We start from the raw sequence: 17,981 nt of genomic DNA, 5'->3' as shown, positions 1-17,981 counted from the left end.
CCGCATTGCAACGTTTGATGTATTTGTTTTTAATTTACATCATTTGATGTTTTTGCATAGGCGCCCAGCGCCCGCAGCTGGTTTTCCGCCGCGCCGATGGCGTGTACGGCATCGTGTCCCGCGCGCGCCACCAGCAGTTCCACCAGGCTTTCTACGGCCGCGATGCCGGCCACGATGGACGGGAAGAACGAGGGGCTGTCGACGGCGATGACGATGCTGGCCTCCGCTTGCAGGGCCAGCGGCGAGATGGCGCTGTCGCTGATGGCGACCACCTGGCAGCCGGCCTGGCGCGCCGTTTGCGCCACCAGCAGCGCTTCGCTCGAATACGGGGCGAAGCTGACGACGACGACGGCCTCCCCGGCCTGCAGGGCGCGCAAGTCCATTTCCAGGGTGCCACCCTGGCCGCTCAGCAGCTGCACGCTGGGGCGCAGCAGCCGGTACAGGTAGTGCAGGGTGTAGGCGATGGGGTGGGCGGCGCGAAAGCCCGCCACGTGCACGCGGGGCGCCGCCTGCAGCAGGCTGGCGGCCGCGTCCAGGGCCGCGTGGTTGGCGCTTTCCGTGGCGGCCAGGTTGCGCTGCTGCACCGCGAACACTTCGGTGACCAGGTCGCGCTCTTTCCCCTCTTTGCCTGCCAGAGCGCCCGCCTTTGCCGCGTAGCCGCTTGGCCCCGCGCGCAGACGTTCCACGAAAATGGCTTTCAGTTCCGGCCAGCCGGCAAAGCCCAGTTGCTGCGCCAGGCGCACGAGGGCGGCCGACTGCACCTGGGCGCGCGTGGCGATGCCGCGCATCGAGGACACGGCCACCTCATCTGGATGGTCGGCCAGGTAGCGCGCGCCCGCCTGGAATTGCGGGCTCAGTTCCGCATGGCGCGCCTTGATCAGGTCCATCAGTGCCGCATAGTTATCGGGGGGTGTCGCTGCCTGCATCGCCTTGCCTCGTTCAATGGGTTGCGGCGATGGTACAGGATTCGTCAGCGCGTCGGTAGCGGCGTGCCTTGCGCCCGGGCGGCCGTGCGCGGACGCAGGCGGGCAAACAGGTGCGGCCCGGCCGGTTTGCGGCGCGGTCCCGTCGTCAGTACGCGCAAGGCGGTGGGCAGCGGCACGTCGTGGCAATGCAAAAACAGGGCGGCGGCGCCCGTGCCGGCCATCTCCTGCAAGGCCAGCGCATGTTCGACCAGCGCCGCTGTGCGCATGTCGAGCCGCACCGGGATGTCGGGTTGAAATAACTGTGTATCGATGGGCCGTGCATTGCGCATGCTGTCCCCCGCCGGGTTCGCTAGTCAAGCTATCAGAATAAAAGCGCCCCGGCGCCACCACTTTGCGCCAGATCAATTCCACTGTCGGATAGATTCCATAGAGCAAAAAAAACGCCAACCGTTGCCGGCTGGCGCTGAAAACCCTCGAAGGAAGAAAGGGTGGGGGACGGGCTAGTAGCTCCAGCGGACGGAGAGTCCCACGACCTTGTCATAGCGCCGCACATCGCGCACATACTCCGGCGTGTCGTGGTAGTCGCGGTAGGTCGAGTCGAGCAGGTTGTTCGCGTCCAGCGTCACCGTGGTATGCGGGTTGAGCTTGTACGAGACGGACGCGTCCAGGGTTTTCGTCGGCGCCACGGTCAGGTGGATGCCCTTGCCGCGATAGTTGTAGTCGTCGACGTACTTGTCGCGCCAGCTGTAGGCCAGGCGCGCCGACCACGGTCCCTGTTCGTACAGGCCGACGATATTGGCCGACCACTTCGACATGCCCGTGAACGGGTGTGCGCTGCCATTGAGTTCTTCCAGTTCGCCCGTCATGTAGGTGGCGTTGGCCTGCAGGCCCAGGCCGCCAAGCCAGCCGGGCAGCTTGTCGTAGAACTGCTGGTAGGCCATTTCCATGCCTTGCAGATGGCCCTTCGAGGTGTTGCGCGGACGGGTGATGTCGTACTCGATGCCGTTGTACGTTTCCTTGGCCGAACCGGACAGGATGTAATTCTTGAAGTTGTGGCGGAATACGGTGGCCGTGACGGAGCCCGTCTGCGCGAAATACCATTCCAGCGCCAGGTCGAGGTTCTTGCCTTCCACCGGTTTCAGGTCGGGATTGCCGCCGCCGCCCGTCGGGCGCACCATTTCCAGGCTCTGGCCCAGGCTTACGCCGGGATTGAAGTCGGCGAAGTTGGGGCGCTGCACGGCCTTGCCTGCGGTCATGCGGGCGATCAGGTCCTGGCGCAGCATGGCTTTCAGGGTCAGGCTGGGCAGCACGTCCGTATCCGACGTCTTCACGCGCACGGGCGTGATGATGCCGTTTTGCGAGGAATTGCCTTGCAAGTCCTGCTTCGTCTGCACCACGCGCACGCCCAAGGTGCCATCGACCGGTACTTGCGCCAGGTCAAAGCCGATGCGCGCCTTGCCGTAGACGGCATTGGTTTTTTCCACATCCTTGTAGTGGGTCATCGGATCGTCCGGACTGCGTTCGCTGCTGCCCGTAAACAGCTGGCGCAGCACGGCCGTGTTGTTAAGCATGAAGTCGCGGCAGGGCGTGAGCCAGCTTTGCAGGCCGAAGTTGCCCGTGTTTTCGTGCGAGGCGCAGGCCAGGCCGGGAATCGCGTCCGCATACATGGTCGAAGACAACCCGCCCTGGCCATTTTTTTCGCGTATCGATTCGGCCTTGCGCTTGGCCAGACGCACGCCGCCCGAAAATTCTCGGAAGAAGCCGGTGCTGTCCATGTCGTAGGTGACGTCGCCGCGCCAATCGGTGGAGCTGCCTTCGTCGTGGCTGTGGTTATCGTAGAAGCCGAGCAGCGTGTAATTCTTCGGGTCCAGCATGTTGTAGCCGGGGTAGCTGATCTGCGCGCCGCCGTTCACGTTTGTGCTGCCGATGATGCTGGTCGGGTGGGCGAGGAAGTCGAGGATGGGGAATTCGCGCTCGAAGTTGCTCACCGTGCGCGCCAGTTCCGTGGTGGCGCGCAGCTGCGGCGTGATATCCCAGCGCGCGCCGATGGCGCCTTGCGAGCCGATCGAGCGGTCGCGCCGCGCCTGGGTCGAACCGAGCGTGAACGGCGACCATGGGCCGTCGATCTTGCCCACCGTGGCCGCCTGGCTGGTGCCGGGGATCAGGGTGATGTCGGGATTTTGCCCCCAGGGCAGCGAACCGACGAAGAACTGGCTGTCGAACGCATGCTTGATCAGGGTCGACATGCCTTCCGCATACACTTCCACCTGCGAGTTCGGACGCCACTGGAAGGCGGCATTCGCCGCGTAGCGCTTGCGGTCGCCCACGGTCGGGATCATGCCGACGGAATCGGGGCCCGTGATGTTGCCCGCTTCGGGGCGCTTGACGGGTTCGGCGTTCCAGATCGTCTCGTCGTAATATTTGCTGCGCTGGTAGGACAGGCCGAGCAGGGCGCCGAATTCGCCGTATGGGGTCTTCCAGCGGTTCGAGACCATGCCGCTGACGTTCGGATCCGTCGAGCCGGACTTGTCGCGGTGCTCCGCGCGCACATTGCCTGAGGCGGTAAAGCCCTTGAAATCGAACGGGCGGTTGGTGCGCACGTCGACCACGCCGGCCGTGCCGCCTTCGACCATGTCGGCGCCCTGCGATTTATACACGTCCACGCGCTGCAGCATGGCCGTCGGGATGTCGGCCAGGTACAGGCTGCGGCCCACGGAGGTGAACATTTCGCGGCCGTTGAGCAGGGTCACCACGCCGGGCAGGCCGCGGATGATGACGGAACCGGCTTCGCCGCCTTCGCGGCGGATCTGCACGCCCGTCACGCGGCCGAGGATTTCGGCCACGTTCTTGTCGGGGAATTTGCCGATTTCATCGGCGACGATGGAATCGACCACCTGGTCGTTGTTCTTCTTGATCGTCTGCGCGCTTTGTGCGGCGCGGCGCACGCCCGTGACGGCAACGACGGCGATGCCGGCATTGTCTGCGGGCGCTGCCGCCGGCGCCGTTTCTTCCACTGGTGCTTCCGCGGCGGGCGCCTGTTGCGCCCAGACGGAAGCTCCGCTCAGCAGCCCTGCGCCGGCCAGCGCGGCCACCGTGGCCTTCAAGGTCAGCCGTGTGTTGTGTCGGGACGTGCGGGTGCCCGTTGCCATCAATTGCTTCATCTTGTCTCCACCTGTATTTTAGTTATGTTGAGAACGCTGCGGCAGTTGCCGCCGGAGCTGAAACTTGCTCAAGAAACATGGTAGGGGGTATGACTTTGCCCCACAAATGACTTCTTTTGCGATGTCCATATCAATTCCGGTATCCCTGCTGCATTCATGCGCCCTGGCGGCGCGCCGCGCGTCGTCGAATCCGGCGCATGCGCGTTGCGGGCGCTCCACAGGAGGCGTCAGGCGGCGCAGGGCGCGGCGCTTTGCGCCAGCCAGGCCATGAAGTGCGCCTGCGGCATGGGGCGGGCAAAAAAGTAGCCCTGCAATTCATCGCAGCCGGCGTGGCGCAGCACGTCGGCATCGGCCGCGCTTTCCACACCCTCGGCGGTGACCGTCAAGCCCAGGGTATGGCCAAGGCCGATGATGGTTTTCGTCACGGCCAGGTTTTGCGGCGAACCGTGGATGTCCTGCACGAAGCTCATGTCGATTTTCAGCTTGTCGAGCGGGAAGCGGCACAGGTAGTTCAGGCTCGAATAGCCGGTGCCGAAATCGTCGATCGACAGCGCAAAACCCAGCGCCTTGATGGCGTGCAGGGTGGCGATGGTGTCGTCCACGTTGTCCATCAGGATCGATTCGGTCAGTTCGAATTCGATCTGTCCCGGCGTGACGGGAAACTCGCGCAGCACCTCGCGCAAGGTGGCCGCCAGGGTGCCGCTTTTCAGCTGGATGGCCGACAGGTTGATCGACACGGCGATGTCGCCCGCGCCCGCCTCGCGCCAGGCCACCTGCTGGCGGCACGCTTCGCGGATGACCCACGCGCCGATGGGAACGATCAGGCCCGATTCCTCGGCGGCGGGGATGAAGCTGTCGGGCGCGATCAGGCCGTGCTGCGGATGCTGCCAGCGGATCAGGCTTTCCACGCCATTCAGGCGGCTGCTTCCAGCATCGATGCGCGGCTGGTAGTACAGCACCAGTTCCTGCCGCTCGATGGCGTGCCGCAGATCGCTCTCCAGGTGCAGCTGCTGCAACTGCTGCTCCTGCATCTGCGGCGTGAACATGCGCGCGTGATCGCGCCCGCCGCTCTTGGCCTGGTACATGGCCGCATCGGCGTGGCGCATCAGGGTATCCATGTCGTCGCCGTGGTCCGGATAGATGGCCACGCCCACGCTGCACGAGACATACAGCTCGCTGCCTGCCACCTGGTGCGGCTCGCGCATGGCCGGTATCAGCCGCGTGTCGAGCAGGGCGGCGATGGATGCGGCGTCGCCGATGCCGTTGAGGATGACGACGAATTCGTCGCCGCCCAGCCGGCTGACGGTATCGCCTTCGCGCACCAGCTGCAGCAGGCGCATTGAGACCGATTGCAGCAGGGCGTCGCCCACATGGTGGCCCAGCGCGTCGTTGACGTGCTTGAAGCGGTCCAGGTCGATGAACAGCACCCCCACCTTTTCGCCGCTGCGGCGCGCCTGCGCGATGGCCGCCGCCAGGCGCAGTTTCGACACGTGCCGGTTCGCCAGCCCCGTGAGCGCGTCGTGGTGGGCCATGTGCTCGATCTGCCGCTCGCTGGCCTTGCGTTCGCTGATGTCGAGCGAACTGGCGATGAAGTGCGTGGTGACGCCATCGAGGCCGCGCACGGCGTTCATCACCAGCCAGGCCGGATAGCTTTCCATCGACTTGCGCTGCACCGAGATTTCGCCCTGCCAGTAGCCGCGCCGCGCCAGCGTCCGGCGCAGACTGTCGAGCTGCTCGGGCGGGTTGTCGGGCGCCAGCAGGAAGGCGGGGCGCTTGCCGATCAGCTCCACCATGTCGTACAGCGAATGGCGGCGGAAGGCCTGGTTGACGGTGATGATGCGCATGCCGGCGTCCATCACGATCAGGCTTTCGGCGGAGGCCTCGAAGACCTTGGCCCATAGTTCCAGGCGCGACTCCATCAGCTTCATCTTGTTGATCGGCGTGAAGGTCGACAGCACGGCGCGCTGGCCCTGGTAATCGATCAGGCGCGCGGAAATCAGGGCCCAGGTGGGCGTGCCGCCGCCGCTCCAGCACACCTCGAATTCGTCGACGGCGCCCAGGTCGCTCAAGCGCTGGAAGAAGCGCGAACGGGCTTGCGGATGCATGCCGCCCACCCACGGGTCCAGTTCCAGGCCGCCCTGCCACGCGTGCGCGGCCTGGTTCGCGTGCAGCACCTGGTGGTGCGGGATCGAGGTAACCATCAGCGGGATGGGAATGGCGTCGACCAGCTGGCGCTGCGCATCGGCCGCGCTGGCGCGCGCCACCAGGTCCTGCTGCGCCATGCGCTGGAAGTCGAGCTGCTGCAGCATGGTGTTGAAGGCGCGCACCAGACGCCCCGTTTCATCTTCGCTGTCCCAGACGGCGCGCAGGCTGTGGTCGCCCGTTTCGCGCACTTCCTGCGCCACGCGCGCCAGGCGCCGGATGGGCAGGGCGATCTGGCGCGCGACGAAAAACACCAGGCCCAGTATCATCGCCAGCAGCAGCACGGCCGTGCCCAGGTGCAGCCACATGCGCGTGAAAAAGCCGTCCACGCGCAGCTGGATCAGGCGCTGCAATTCGTTGCCCGTATCGCGCCATGCCAGGCGCAGTGTGGCGAGGGCCACCGCGTCGCGGTGCAGCAGTTCCCGCGCGCCGGCGGGGTTGGCTTGCGCGCCGGCCAGCGCCTGGGTACTGGCGCGTAACTGCGCCACGGCGTGCCGCAGGGCCGCGCGCGAGCCATCCAGGTGCTGGCGCAGCAGCGGCGTGCTGGCCGCGAATGCCTCCGTGTAGTCGCTGCCGATGCCGCCCATGGTGGCATCCATGCGTCCTTCGAGGATCAGGAACTGGGTTTGCAGGCGCTGGCGCTGCGCGCCTTCGGCTGTCGCCAGCTGCAGGGCCAGGGCGCGCGAGCTGTTGATCACTTCCAGCAGCTCGCGAAAGCGCAGGATCACCAGCGACATCGTGTAATAGCTGTCCAGGTCCGGGTCGAGGATCAGGTTCGACTGGTTGCCCACCCGCGTGAGCAGTGCGCGTCCGGCCACAAAGGCGGGCGAGGGCGCGATGCCGTCGTCCGGCGTAGCGGAAGGGCGGCCGGCCTGGCGCAGCAGGGCGGCAAATTGCGTATTCAGTTCCGCGCTGTGCATGCCGGCGCCGAAGCGCCGTTCGGCCTGTTCCACGGCTGCCGCCTGCGCGCCCGGCGGCAGCAGTGCATCGCGGATGGCGGCGATGTAGTCATTGCCCGCCATCTCCTTGCGCGAGAAATCGATGGCGAGATATTTTTCGTTGATGAGGATGCCGGAAATGAAGATCACGGCGGACAGGTCGAGCAAATAGATCAGCGCCAGCTTGCGCCCCACCGTCAATTTTCCGATCATGCGCGAGATTCTGCCCAGCATGCGTGCCCCACCTTCTCGTCAGCCCATTTATGTTTTCTTATCAGCAATTTCCATGCCTGAATTTACAAGCTTGCAAGGGGGCTTTTGCACCATGCGGGTGCGCGCAGGAAGGCGGCGGGCGCCAATAAAAAGGGCGGCCCGCAGGCCGCCCTCGTGTGCCGTCAGGCTGCGCTTAGGCTTCGGCGACGCGCTTGGCGATGTGCGCCAGCGCTTCTTCCACCTGGTCGATCAGGATCAGGCACAGGTCGCCTTCACCGAGGCGCGCCAGGGCCTTGTCGATGGCGACGAATTCGCCGTTGATTTCATCGATATGACTGGTGCGCTTGGCGCCGTCCAGGCCCTGGCGCAGCAAGGCCACCACTTCGCCGTCGGCGCGGCCGCGCTGGCATTGATCCTGGTACAGCAGCACGTCGTCGAAGGCGGCGCCGAGGATTTCCGTCTGCTGGCGGATGTCTTCGTCGCGGCGGTCGCCGGCGCCGCTGATGACCACCGAACGGCGCTTGGCCGGCATGCTTTCGACGGCCTGCACCAGCGCCAGGATGGCGTCCGGATTGTGGCCGTAGTCGGCGATCAGCGTGGCGCCCTTGTAATCGAAGACGTTGAAGCGGCCCGGCGCATTGTCGGCTTCATTGGCAAAGGTTTTCAGGCCCAGCGCGATGGTTTTCCAGTCCAGGCCCACGGCCCAGGCGGCGGCCAGCGACGCCATGACGTTGTCGACCTGGAAGCCAATGGCGCCGTTGCGCGTGATCGGCACCTGCGACAGGGCGATTTCGTGGCGTTCCTTGCCCTGCGCCGCGACCAGCTTGCCGTCTTCCACGTACACCACGCGGTTGCCTTGCGCGCGGTGCGTGGCCATCACGGGATGCGTCTTGTCGGCGGCGAAGAAGGTCACCGTGCCGCTGCAATTCTTGGCCATGCGGGCCACGGCCGGGTCGGTGGCGTTCAGCACGGCCACGCCGCTGTCGGCCACGTTCTGCACGATTACGCGTTTGAGCACCGCCAGGTCTTCCACGGTGGTGATGTAGTTCAGGCCCAGGTGGTCGCCGGCGCCGATATTCGTCACCACGGCGACCTGGCAGCGGTCGAAAGCCAGGCCTTCGCGCAGCATGCCGCCGCGCGCCGTCTCGAACACGGCCGCGTCGACGTCCGGGTGCAGCAGCACGTTGCGCGCGCTGCGCGGGCCGCTGCAGTCGCCGCTGTCGATCTGGCGCCCTTCGATGTACACGCCATCCGTGTTCGTCATGCCGGTGCGCAGGCCGGAAGCCGTCAGCAGGTGGGCGATCAGGCGCACGGTGGTGGTCTTGCCGTTGGTGCCCGTGACGGCGACAACGGGGATGCGGCCATCGTCGCCCTCGGCGAACATGGCGGCGATGATGGCTTCGCCCACGGGGCGCGGCTTGCCGAACGAAGGCGCCAGGTGCATGCGCAGGCCCGGCGCGGCGTTCACTTCGACGATGCCGGCATTCTGCTCTTCCAGCGGTTTCAAGATGCTTTCGGAGACGACGTCCACGCCGCAGATGTCCAGGCCCACCATGTGCGCGGCGGCGACGGCGCGCGCCGCCACTTCCGGGTGCACGTCGACGGTGACGTCGGTGGCCGAGCCGCCCGTCGACAGGTTGGCGTTATTGCGCAAGATCACGCGCTGGCCCACGGGCGGCACGGATTCGGCCACATAGCCTTGCTTGGCCAGGCTGGCCAGGGCGATGTCGTCGAAGCGGATTTTCGTCAGCGAGGTGGCGTGGCCGCTGCCGCGGCGCGGATCCAGGTTGACCTGGTCGACCAGTTCGCGCACCGTGTGCTGGCCGTCGCCCACCACTTGCGGCGGGTCGCGGCGGGCGGCTGCCACCATCTTGTTGCCGATGACGAGCAGGCGGAAATCGTGGCCCGGCAGGTAGCGTTCGACGAGGATGTCGTCGCGGAATTCCTGCGCCGCGAGGAAGCCGGCCGTCAGCTGTTCGCGCGTGGTGACATTGACGGTGACGCCCTTGCCCTGGTTGCCATCCTTTGGTTTCACGACGACGGGCAGGCCGATTTCGCAGGCGGCGGCCCAGGCGTCGTCCGCATCGACGACGACGCGGCCTTGCGGCACGGGCACGCCGGCCGAATCCAGCAGTTTTTTCGTCAGTTCCTTGTCCTGCGCGATGGCTTCGGCGATGGCGCTGGTGCCGTCCATTTCGGCGGCCTGGATCTTGCGCTGTTTGCTGCCCCAGCCGAACGTCACGAGGCTGCCTTCGGTCAGGCGGCGGAACGGGATGTTGCGCGCCACGGCGGCGTTGACGATGGCGCCCGTCGAAGGGCCCAGGCGCACGTCTTCATCGAGTTCCTGCAACTGGTGCAGGGCGCCGGCCAGGTCGAACGGCGCATCGGCCAGCGCGGCCTGGCACAGCTGCTGCGCCAGTTCCAGGGCCAGGCGGCCGACGGCTTCTTCCGAGTATTCGACGACGACCTGGAAGATGCCCGTTTCCAGGGTCGGCGTGGTGCGGCTGAAGGTGACGGGGCAGCCGGCTTGCGCCTGCAGGCCCAGCGCCGCCAGTTCCAGCACCTGCGCCATCGGCGCGGCGTTGTAGTTGCCCAGCGGTTGCAGCGGGCTCAGTTGCGGAAAGAGTGCGCGCAGGCGGGCTTCGAAGCCGGGCAGCTGCGCGATGTCGAGTTCCTGCGTGGTGCAGGAAACAATGGCTTCCACGGCGGTGTCGTGGCTCCAGAGGTTAGGGCCCCGCAAGGCCCGTACGCGAGATACTTCCATAATTAAACCGTAATCCTGTTGTGTTCTTGTGGGCCCGGCCGTAGCCGGGCTTGAGTGCTGCCTTAGTTGCCGATGCAGCCAGGGGCCGCGTCAAAGGTGCGCAAACCTGCGCAAATCAGGTCGACGGGCAGGTTCATGGCCCAGGCGGCGGCCGCCACGGCCAGCACGCTGTCGACATTGCCGGCCGTGGCCGGTTTCAGCAGGTCCAGGCACAGCAAGACCGTTTCGATGCCGCCTTCGGCCAGCACGATGTGGTTGCCGCGCACGAATACGGCGCGCTGGCCGGCGGCCAGTTGCGCCGCGATGGCCGGCAAGCTGCCATCCTGCGCATACAAGGTCACCGTGCCGTCGCACAGTTCGGCCAGTTCCAGCACGTGCGCGTTGGCGGCGTTGAGCACGGCCACGCCGGTCGGCACGACCACGTCGACCTGGCTGCGCACGGCCTTGTACAGGCCCGCTTCGTCCAGCACGTCGAAATCCTTGACGCTATCGAGGCTGCCCATGTCCGTGACGATGCCGACCTGGCATTTGTCATAGGCGAGGCCTTCGGCCAGGATCATGCGCGGATTGCTCTCGAACAGGGCCGTCTGCACGGTGCGGTTGAGCAGCAGGCGCTGGCCCGCGTCCCAGTTCACGCAATCGCTGCTGACGACTCTGCGCTGGTCCAGATACATGCCTTCGCTGCAGACGGCGCCCGTGTGCAGGCCCGACAGGTTGAGCAGTTTGCACAGCATGCGCACGATCAGGCTGGCGCCGCGCGTGCCCGTCACGCCGATCAGCGGAATGCGGCCCGTTTCCTCGGCGGCGAACAGGTGGTCGACGATGGCCGCGCCCACAGGGCGGGGCTGGCCCACGCCCGGCTTGATGTGCGCCAGCAGGCCGGGGCTGGCATTGACTTCGATGATGGCGCCGCGCTGCTCTTCCAGCGGACGCGTGATGTCGGTGGTGACCAGGTCGATGCCGGCGATGTCCAGGCCCACCACGCGCGCGGCCAGCAGGGCCGCATGCACGACGGATGGATGCACGTCGTCCGTGACGTCGATGGCCACGTTGCCGTTCGGCTGGATCAGCACTTTCTGGCCCGCCTGCGGCACGGACAGGGCGGTCATGCCCTGGCGCTGCAGTTCCAGCACGATTTCGCCCGATTCATGCGGCTTGACGGTGCCCAGCGGGAAATCTTCGCCTTCGCCGCGGCGCGGGTCGGTATTGATCTGCGTGTTCACCAGTTCCAGCACGGACGAGACGCCGTCGCCGTCTACCCACAGCGATTCGCCCTTGGCGGCCGCAATCAGCTTGTTGCCGACGACGAGCAGACGGTGTTCGTCGCCCGTGATGAAGCTTTCCACCAGCACGGCCGAGCTGTCGCCCTTGCGCGCGGCCAGTTCATAGGCCGCCTTGACGTCGGCTTCCGTCATCAGGTTCAGCGACACGCCGCGGCCATGGTTGCCGTCATACGGCTTGACGACGACGGGCACGCCGATGTCCTGCGCTTCTTCCCAGGCCGCTTCGGCGCTGCGCACCAGGCTGCCTTTGGGCACGCGCACGCCGCACGATTTGAGCAGGAATTTGGTCAGATCCTTGTCGCTGGCGATGCCTTCGGCGATCGCGCTGGTGCGGTCCGTTTCGGCCGTCCAGATGCGGCGCTGCGCGGCGCCGTGGCCCAGCTGCACCAGGTTGCCGTCGTTCAGGCGCAGGGAAGGGATGCGGCGCTCGGTGGCGGCATCGACGATGCTGGCCGTGCTTGGGCCCAGGCAGCGCGAGTCGACCATGTCGCGCAGGGGCGCCAGGGCCGCTTCCAGGTCGTAGGCTTCATCGTTGATGGCGGCCATCAGCAATTCGCGCGCGGCGGCCAGGGCCGCGCGGCCCACGTGCTCTTCGCGCGTGCGGAAGGCCATCTTGTAGACGCCGCGCTGGCTGGTCGAGCGCGTCTGGCCGAAGCCCGTGCGCATGCCTGCCAGGTTTTGCAGCTCCAGCACCACGTGTTCGAGGATGTGGGCCGACCACGTGCCTTCGCGCAGGCGCTCGAAAAAGCCGCCCCGTTCGCCCACGCCGCAGCGGTGCTCGATCATGCCGGGCAGCCACGCCACCAGGCGCTCGTACAGGCCGGGCAGGGTATTGGATGGATAGTCTTCCAGTTCGCCGATGTCGACCCAGGCTTCAATCACCGGGCGGTAAGTCCAGATGTTGGGGCCGCGCAAGTGGGTGACGCGCGCAAATTCGATGTTCTTCTTCTTGATCATGTAAGTGGTTTCTTGATAACAAGCCAGGCGTCTGGGCGCCAGATACTTTATGTTGGCTCTACAGAGTCTTTTCAGGCTCGTGCTTGGTTCTTTATCCCGGGTATGCGCAGTGTGCCACTTTTAGCGGCCTCTTGTCGCGTTTGCTTCTCGTATTCTGCTGGTGTTGTCATTCTAATTGTTACTAATTGTTGCCATACTTGTTATAAAGATACCGACTCCGGGCTAAGCTGGAGCATTTGCGCAACAGCGGGCTGTTGTATACTTGCCTGCGTACGATGAGCGCGCATTTTTTTGCGCCGTTTTGCCATCATTCATTACCGGCAGGCATCCATTCGATACAATACAGGAAATTGCCACTGGTGCATCCACCTCGCCACCGCGCAATACACAAACATTGATCGGGCGTCTGCCCCATCCCCCAAATCCCGCCCTGAAGGGCTTGGCCTCGAGCCGGAGTATGCTTTACGATGACAACTGAACTGAGTGTTCCTGCAACAACTATTCCCCTCACTTCGCTGCCGGAACACTGGCTGGCGGAAGTGGAGAGCAACCTTTCTCCAGGGGAGAACGTTTTAAGTAGCGTTGAGGTTGACCTCGATGCGCGATTACGTTTCACAAAAGGCATAATTGTTGTCACCGAGAAGCGTTTACTGGCCCGTTCCCCGGGCGACACCGCCTGGAAAAGTTGGTCTTTCCGCCCTGGATTGCGCCTGACGCACCATGACCACGCCGGTGTCGGCCACCTGGAACTGTTCGACGACCACGGCCGCCTGGCTTCGTGGCGTTTTACTTTGGGCCAGAATTTGCATGCGATCCGCGTGCTGGAACAGTTCGTCGAGCGCCTCGACAGCCACCTGACGGGCCAGCCCGTGCTGGAAGCGGAGCAGGAAGTGTGTCCAAGCTGCAAGGCGCCTCTGGAGCCGGAGCAGGAAGAATGCCCGATCTGCGCCAAGGTGCTGCACACGCCGCCATCGACCTGGACCCTGTTCCGCCTGTGGCGCTTCGCCCACCCCTACCGCGGCCAGCTGGCGCTGGGCTTCATGCTGATGCTGCTGAGCACCGCCGCGCACATGATTCCTCCCTACCTGACGGCGCCGCTGATGGACAATGTGCTGATCCCGTATCAAAACGGCAAGCATATCGACCCGTGGCTGGTGGTGTACTACATGAGCGGCTTGCTCGGCTCGGCCCTGCTGGCCTGGCTGCTGGGCTGGGGCAAGACCTATGTGCTGGCCCTGGTGTCCGAACGCATGGGCGCCGACTTGCGCTCGGCCACGTATGAACACCTGATGAAACTGTCGCTGGAATTTTTCGGCGGCAAGCGCACGGGCGACCTGATGGCGCGCATCGGCAGCGGCAGCGACCGCATCTGCGTCTTCCTGTCGCTGCATTTGCTCGATTTCGCCTCCGACGTGTTGATGATTATCATGACGGGCGTCATTTTGTGGTCGATGAACCCGTGGCTGGCCATCATGACCCTGGCGCCATTGCCCTTCATCGCCTGGATGATTCACCTGGTGCGCGACCGCCTGCGCACGGGCTTTGAAAAGATCGACCGCGTGTGGAGCGAAGTGACCAACGTGCTGGCCGATACCATCCCCGGCATTCGCGTTGTCAAGGCGTTTGCGCAGGAAAAGCGCGAAGCGGCGCGCTTCCGCGACGCTAACGCGCACAACCTGGCAGTCAACGACAAGTTGAACAAGGTCTGGTCGCTGTTCTCGCCGACCGTCTCCTTCCTGACGGAGATGGGATTATTGGTCATCTGGTGCTTCGGCATCTGGCAACTGTCGCGCGGCGAAATCACCGTCGGCGTGCTGACCGCCTTCATCGCCTACAGCACGCGTTTCTATGGCCGTCTCGATTCCATGAGCCGCATCGTCTCCGTGACGCAGAAATCGGCGTCCGCCGCCAAGCGCATCTTCGACATCCTCGACCACGTGTCGAGCGTGCCGGAACCGGCGCAACCGGTCAAACTGGACAAGATCGAAGGCAGGATCGATTTGCGCGAAGTCGGTTTCCGCTATGGCAACCGCGCCGTCAACCGCGGCATCACCCTGAACATCAAGGCGGGCGAGATGATCGGCCTGGTGGGCCACAGCGGTTCGGGCAAGAGCACGCTGGTCAACCTGATCTGCCGTTTTTATGATGTGTCGGAAGGCGCGATTTTGCTCGATGGCGTCGACATCCGCTCGTTCGCCGTGTCCGACTACCGCCGCAACATCGGCCTGGTGCTGCAGGAGCCGTTCCTGTTCTTCGGCACCATCGCGGAAAATATCGCCTACGGCAAGCCGCACGCGACGCGCCAGGAGATCATCGCCGCCGCGCGCGCCGCGCATGCCCACGAATTCATCCTGCGCCTGCCGCAAGGCTACGATTCGATGGTGGGCGAGCGCGGCCAGGGCTTGTCCGGCGGCGAGCGCCAGCGCATCTCGATCGCCCGTGCGCTCTTGATCGACCCGCGCATCCTGATCATGGATGAAGCCACGTCGTCGGTGGACTCGGAAACGGAAAAAGAAATCCAGAAGGCGCTCGATAACCTGGTGCAGGGCCGCACGACGATCGCCATCGCGCACAGGCTGTCGACCCTGCACCGGGCCGACCGCCTGGTGGTGCTGGACCGCGGCCAGGTCGTCGAAGTGGGCAGCCACGATGAACTGATGGCGAAAGAGGGCGCCTATTTCCGCCTCTACGAAGCACAGGCGCGCAATAACGAACTCGCCCTGGATGACAAGGAATAAGCATGGCCAGCACAACTTTTACATTACACCGCGACCCTTTCGGCAAGCTGGTGATGACGGACGCGGACGGCCAGGTCTTTGAAGGCGTGGCGCCCGTGCGCGCCTTTCCCATCCAGTCGCCCGACGAAGGCATTTCGCTGGTGCTGGGCAATGGCAAGGAAGTGGCGTGGATCGATCACATCGACACCATGCCGGAGCCTGCGCGCAGCCTGCTGCAGGAAGAACTGGAAGGGCGCGAATTCATGCCGGAAATCGCGCGCGTGAAAAGCGTGAGCAGTTTTGCCACGCCGTGCACCTGGTATGTGGACACGGACCGGGGCGAGACGCAGTTCGTGCTGAAAGGCGAGGAAGACATCCGCCGCATCGGCGCCACGTCGCTCTTGATCGCCGACAACCACGGCATCCACTTTTTGATACGCGACATGTTCAATATCGACAAGACGACGCGCAAGATTCTGGATCGCTTCCTGTAAGCGATGCAGCAATCAAAAACGGCGCCTTCACGGCGCCGTTTTTCATTGTTGCAGCATATCTGTGTGTTTTTCGCGCATCGTCTCAAGTTGCCCTTGCAAGCATGCTAATAAATCGGTGCGTGCAGGCAGCGGCAGTTTGTCCGAAAAACTGATGGCGTACTGGGGCTGGTCGGCCGCATACTCGATGCCGAACTGCATTTTTTTACCGGCGACAAAGTGCTCCAGTTGCTCGATGGCGGCAGGCAGGGGTACGGCGCCGGTCAGATAGCCAGGTTCATCGCTCTGCGTTGTCTGCGTGCGCATGGCCTTGCCCTGGCCGGCGGCAGCCAGCCAGAATCCCGTGGGGCCCGGCAGTTTCGGCTGGAGTTGTATCGGCCGCACATTGAGCTGGCTGACTGGCAGGCTGTTCCTTCCCGCCTTGACACTGCCCCGCAATGTCGACGCTGAAGTGAGCAGCAGGAACTCGTGTCTTTCCAGATTTTCCCCGACCATCACCGTCGCGGTCAGCTTGATGCCGCATACGTCAAAGCCCGCTTCGGCGCGCTCGATGATCGGGTGCATGCTGACCTGCCTGGGTGTGACGAGCATTGCCGACAGCGCGGGCGCCGACAGGCAAAGTGGCACGGCAAGCGCGCACCATCGAACAAAATGCATGGATGTCCTTTTTTTTTGAGTGCCCGGGTGGATCCGTTGATCCACCCGGTGGAGTCGATGGCTTACTGAAACGCCACTTCCGCAAAGCTGCGCAATTTGCGGCTATGCAGCCGGTCCACGCCCTGGCGGCGCAGCAGTTCCACGGCGCGGATGCCGATGCGCAGGTGCTGGTCGACCCGTTCGCGGTAGAAGTGATTGGCCATGCCGGGCAGCTTGATTTCGCCGTGCAGCGGCTTGTCGCTCACGCACAGCAGGGTGCCGTACGGGACGCGGAAACGGAAGCCGTTGGCGGCGATCGTCGCGCTTTCCATGTCCAGCGCGATGGCGCGGCTCTGGCTGAAACGGCGCTCCGGCGTGCGCTGCGGCAGTAGTTCCCAGTTGCGGTTGTCCGTGCTGGCGACTGTGCCCGTGCGCATGATGTGTTTCAGATCATGCCCCGTGAGCTGGGTGATTTCCGCCACGGCCGTTTGCAGTGCCTGCTGGATTTCCGCCAGCGGCGGGATCGGCACCCACAGCGGCAAGTCTTCGTCGAGCACGTGGTCTTCGCGCACATAGGCGTGCGCCAGCACGTAGTCGCCCAGGCTTTGCGTGGTGCGCAGGCCGGCGCAATGACCCAGCATCAGCCAGGCGTGCGGGCGCAGCACGGCGATATGGTCGGTGATGGTCTTGGCGTTGGCCGGTCCCACGCCGATATTGACCATGGTGATGCCGCTGCCGTCCGTGCGCAGCAGGTGATACGCGGGCATCTGCGGCAGGCGCGGCGGGGCGGCGCCCAGCGCATCCTCGCTTTCGACCGTCTGGCCGACCCGGCGCGTGACGACGTTGCCCGGTTCGACGAAGGCGACGTAGCCGTCGTCGTCCGAGGGTGCGGCCGCATCGGGCGCGCGGTCCATCATGGCGTGGCCCAGGCGGATGAATTCGTCGATGTAGAACTGGTAATTGGTAAACAGGACGAAGTTCTGGAAATGCTGCGGCGAGGTGCCGCTGTAGTGGCGCAGGCGCTGCAGCGAGTAATCGACGCGCGGCCCCGTAAACAGCGACAGCGGCTGCGCTTCGCCATGCGCCGGTTCGTGCGTGCCGTTGGCGATGCCGTCGTCCATGGCCGACAGGTCGGGCAGGTCGAACAGGTCGCGCATGGCCAGGCGGCGGCCCGCATCCATATTGCCTTCGATATGGTCATGCTCGGCGAACGAGAAATGCACAGGGATGGGCTGGGCGCTGACGCCCACTTCCAGGTGCACTTTCTGGCCGCTGTTATGGTTTTTCAGCAGCAGGGTGAACTGGTCCAGGTAGTAATCGCCGAACAGGTCGGGGCGCGTCAGGGTGGTTTCAAACACGCCGGGGCCGGCGACAAAACCGTAGGCCAGCGGCGAGTCGGCGCGCGCCACGGTGTCCGTCTGGATGCGCACGAAGGGGTAGCAGGCGCGCACGCGCTCGTGCATGTCTTCGCCGGCGACAAAGCGCTGCAGCGCGTCGCGCAAGTGTTCGATGCTGCTGCGGTAAATGGCTTGCACCTGTTCCAACGCCAGGCGTGGATCGTCGAAGCGGGAGGAGGCGATGAAGGGGGGCGTAAGCAAGCGGATTCTCCTTGTGGCGGTTCGTGCATACCATTGTAAGGCAGCAAGGCAACTCATGTTGGCGCATGTCGGGGGCGCTTGACGGATTCAAATAG

The 17,981-nt window shown here is 64.7% G+C and carries 10 protein-coding genes; 2 read left to right on the top strand and 8 right to left on the bottom strand.

Features of this window, described 5'->3' with window-relative positions; translation table 11 throughout:
- Positions 1-29 precede the first annotated feature (29 nt).
- From IGS61_RS19285 to IGS61_RS19260, 6 genes are all read right to left on the bottom strand, one after another.
- Entirely contained in the window at positions 30-926 is an 897-nt protein-coding gene (locus IGS61_RS19285) for a MurR/RpiR family transcriptional regulator (RefSeq protein WP_230541151.1), read from the bottom strand.
- A 44-nt stretch (positions 927-970) separates the two neighbouring features.
- Complete coding sequence (locus IGS61_RS19280) at positions 971-1,255, bottom strand: hypothetical protein (RefSeq protein WP_230541150.1); 285 nt, start codon at positions 1,253-1,255, stop codon at positions 971-973.
- Between the two features lie 171 nt (positions 1,256-1,426).
- On the bottom strand, positions 1,427-4,087 hold the full coding sequence (locus IGS61_RS19275; protein WP_230541149.1) for a TonB-dependent receptor: 2,661 nt from the start codon (positions 4,085-4,087) through the stop codon (positions 1,427-1,429).
- A 227-nt stretch (positions 4,088-4,314) separates the two neighbouring features.
- On the bottom strand, positions 4,315-7,461 hold the full coding sequence (locus tag IGS61_RS19270; protein WP_230541148.1) for an EAL domain-containing protein: 3,147 nt from the start codon (positions 7,459-7,461) through the stop codon (positions 4,315-4,317).
- A 172-nt stretch (positions 7,462-7,633) separates the two neighbouring features.
- Positions 7,634-10,204, bottom strand: a complete 2,571-nt coding sequence (gene cphA / locus IGS61_RS19265; RefSeq protein ID WP_230541147.1) for a cyanophycin synthetase — start codon at positions 10,202-10,204, stop codon at positions 7,634-7,636.
- A 62-nt stretch (positions 10,205-10,266) separates the two neighbouring features.
- Positions 10,267-12,444, bottom strand: coding sequence for a cyanophycin synthetase (locus tag IGS61_RS19260; RefSeq protein ID WP_230541146.1), 2,178 nt, complete (start codon positions 12,442-12,444; stop codon positions 10,267-10,269).
- A gap of 467 nt (positions 12,445-12,911) precedes the next feature.
- Here IGS61_RS19260 and IGS61_RS19255 point away from each other — a divergent pair, with 467 nt between their 5' ends.
- A complete protein-coding gene (locus IGS61_RS19255) occupies positions 12,912-15,182 on the top strand; it encodes a cyanophycin metabolism-associated ABC transporter (protein WP_230541145.1) in 2,271 nt (756 codons plus the stop codon).
- Between the two features lie 2 nt (positions 15,183-15,184).
- A complete protein-coding gene (locus IGS61_RS19250) occupies positions 15,185-15,655 on the top strand; it encodes a cyanophycin metabolism-associated DUF1854 family protein (RefSeq protein ID WP_230541144.1) in 471 nt (156 codons plus the stop codon).
- A 42-nt stretch (positions 15,656-15,697) separates the two neighbouring features.
- On the opposite strand, the gene IGS61_RS19245 is transcribed toward IGS61_RS19250, so the two are convergent.
- Positions 15,698-16,216 carry a hypothetical protein gene (locus IGS61_RS19245; RefSeq protein ID WP_230541143.1) on the bottom strand — a complete coding sequence of 173 codons (519 nt, stop codon included), beginning with the start codon at positions 16,214-16,216 and terminating at the stop codon, positions 15,698-15,700.
- Positions 16,217-16,371: 155 nt separating this feature from the next.
- A complete protein-coding gene (locus IGS61_RS19240) occupies positions 16,372-17,886 on the bottom strand; it encodes an AMP nucleosidase (RefSeq protein ID WP_230541142.1) in 1,515 nt (504 codons plus the stop codon).
- Positions 17,887-17,981 lie beyond the last annotated feature (95 nt).

This window comes from Janthinobacterium sp. FW305-129 (assembly GCF_020858115.1).
GTDB lineage: Bacteria > Pseudomonadota > Gammaproteobacteria > Burkholderiales > Burkholderiaceae_D > Janthinobacterium.
Note: the sequence above shows the minus strand (reverse complement) of the source record. Positions and strands in the feature narration are given on the sequence as shown.